The organism is Mesorhizobium sp. WSM4819 (genome assembly GCF_055811215.1).
The window spans coordinates 1-1,931 of sequence record NZ_JBVVQO010000077.1; the positions used below are offsets into that span (position 1 = coordinate 1).

The 1,931-nt window shown below is 59.6% G+C and carries 2 protein-coding genes; both read right to left on the reverse strand.

The genetic code is table 11. The features are described from left to right. Positions 1 to 518: glycosyltransferase (locus AC0L18_RS32265; protein ID WP_473495723.1), on the reverse strand; the 518-nt coding region annotated here is incomplete at its 3' end. Between the two features lie 231 nt (positions 519 to 749). Further along, a partial coding sequence (locus tag AC0L18_RS32270) for a glycosyltransferase (RefSeq protein ID WP_473495724.1) occupies positions 750 to 1,931 on the reverse strand: 1,182 nt, incomplete at its 5' end.

A 1,931-nucleotide genomic window follows, 5' to 3' on the forward strand; every position in this document is an offset into this window, starting at 1 on the left:
ATCAAGGCGGACGCCCATCGACCGATGATTTTCTTTTCGCGCACAACGTCGAGATCGAAACACCGTCCGCCCCGGGCCAATTTTGCGAGAACCGGTTTGCGCAGGAGGGCTCCTGCCAATGCCGCCGGAACAGCGTGAAGTCGGGCATGAATGATATGTACGACATCGAATTCGTCGCGGCGGCGCAGCATCCAGATCACAACCTGGACACACCACGACAGGAACGACAGCATATGCCGCCCGCCCAAATACGGAGCCGCGCGCAAACGAAGGCGATGGATAGGCACCCCGTCGATGGCGGACCGTTTCGGGGTCGAGTGCGACAGTCTGGGTGCCAGAATGGTTGCGGAAACGCCGCTTTCAACCAGCGCCCGAGCAAATCGCCGCGCCTGTTGTTCGCCGCCGCCATATGACTCAGGAAAATAGGTTGGGAGCACGAGCAGAACACGTGTGCTGAGAAGAGCTTCGGCTCGCGGGGTCTTCATCGGATAAGCGGCGGGAATTTCTGTTGCAATCATATCAATCCGCTGGATAGCGTTCCTGGAGCCAAGGCGGCCACCAAGATTACAACCCCGTCCCATGTGCAAAAAAGAAGATGCCTCTTTGGCATCTCACTGCCTTCCAGCGCGTCGATCCTCCTATCATCTAGATCGACGCACTCCACTTCATGCCCGAAATCGGTAAAGCATGCACCGCTAACCAATCCGGCAACCTGCCCGATCACTGTCAAACGCATAGGTCACACCCGTTCATCGCGGAAGCGCCACATTTCGAACAGGAGGTATCGTTGATACTCCCGTGCTTGCCCGATGCTGGTCAAGAGCCTCGCGGTAAATGGCACCAATGCGCTTGCCCATCAGCTTGACGTCCCAGTTCGAAAGATCCGTCGCCGTGGCACCTTGGGCGAGGCAAGCCAGTCTTTCACGATCCTCCAGGAGGGCGGCAATGGCTTCGGCCATGGCCGCCAAATCATCCGCGGGTGTAATCACACCGTTGATACCAGGGCGGAGCACTTCGCGAAGACCTGGCAGATCGCAAGCGACGCAAGGCTTGCCGCCGGCGAGATATTGCATGACCACGCGGGGCAATCCCTCCCGCATGGAACAGAGCAGGCAGAGATCCGCGAGCGCGATCAGCCGCTCGGGGTCGTCCCGATAACCGGCAAAGACCACTTGGCGCTCGAGCCCAAGCCGCTTGGCCCGCGATTCAACGGTCGAGCGAAGCGGCCCGTCGCCCGCCAGCACAAGCACCGCGTCGGGTAAGCGGACGGCGACTTTGTTGAAAGCGTCCAGAAATTCCGTGTGTCGCTTGCGTGGCTCGAAAGCCGCGATCATCAAGAGCACGGGCGGGCGCGGCGCGCCCGGCGTCAAGCGCAACAAATCGCGCCAACCGTCGGGCGGATCGGCGTTGCGAAAACGATCGAGATCGAATCCGGAATGGATGACATAATGTTTGTCTGGATGTCCCACTCCTGCGCTCAAGCATAAGTCACGGATGCCCTCGCTCACACTGATGAACGCACTGGTGGCTGGTGCTGCCAGCTTTTCCAAGGCGAGATAGGCAAACCGCTCGGCCACCCCGACATTGACAAAAGGCACGATATGCACGCCATGAACGATCGCTGGAACTCCCGCCGCCCATGCCGCGAAACGCCCGAGAATGCCTGCCTTGCTAGTGTGCGTATGGACGATGTCGGCATGCAAGGCGCGGAACGTCCGGGTTAGCGCCAACAATGCCTTCACGTCGGAGACAGGCGAAATGGATCGGGTCAAGCCCGGGACGCCGATGAGTTTCACCCGCGGGTCCACTTTAGCTATGATTTCCGGGTGGACCGTCTCGCCATGCAGCAGGACAACATCATGTCCTCCTTGCGCGGCCCAATTGCAGGAATGGACGGTATTCTCATCAGCACCGCCATTGATGAGACGGGT